The sequence below is a fragment of the Paraburkholderia domus genome, from assembly GCF_905220705.1.
GTDB lineage: Bacteria > Pseudomonadota > Gammaproteobacteria > Burkholderiales > Burkholderiaceae > Paraburkholderia > Paraburkholderia domus.
The window spans coordinates 1-520 of the sequence record NZ_CAJNAT010000099.1 but is presented as its reverse complement, the minus strand read 5'-3'; the positions used below and the strand labels follow the sequence as shown (position 1 = coordinate 520).

The 520-nt window shown below is 58.1% G+C and carries 1 protein-coding gene; it reads left to right on the top strand.

Translation table 11 applies throughout. From position 1 onward, the window contains the following. The coding region (locus KHO31_RS39045) for a hypothetical protein (protein ID WP_211626162.1) at positions 1–408 on the top strand (408 nt) is incomplete at its 5' end. Positions 409–520 lie beyond the last annotated feature (112 nt).

Genomic DNA, 520 nt, shown 5'->3' with positions numbered 1-520 from the left:
CAATACGAAAAACTAGCACTATCGGCGCACAATTTGTGTGGTCGCCAGTTGGACCAACTCAGGAGACTGGTTACTCTTGCGGCCTCAATATGCAGGACTCCTTCCATGACGCGGGACGAACGGCAAAACCAGAAAGCGCTGTTGGAACTGCTGGTCGAGACTGCCGAAGGTTATGAGCGGGAGCTCGAATGCGACCTCGAACTGTACCGGGTGATTGCACTCGATGCTAAGGGGATTGCTCACAGTCGTATCACGGCTAGATGTGCTGCGAACCTTCTGTCTGAGGCAGCGCAGGCGGCAGTGGAAACCAAGGCTGACGCGGAGCCGAGTATGGCTGCAACGCGCGAGCCTGTACGGGCAAGCGCTACTGCGAGGGCCGGTGAGCAGCAATCAGCCGCGCAGCACTAACCAACAATAACGGCCGCCGCGTCGCCGCAGCCAAGAAGGCGCGTTCAAATCGCGCCTTTTTTATTGCCTCCTGCGGTTTTTCTCGCGGGCAAGCTTGGCGGTCGGCATGAAC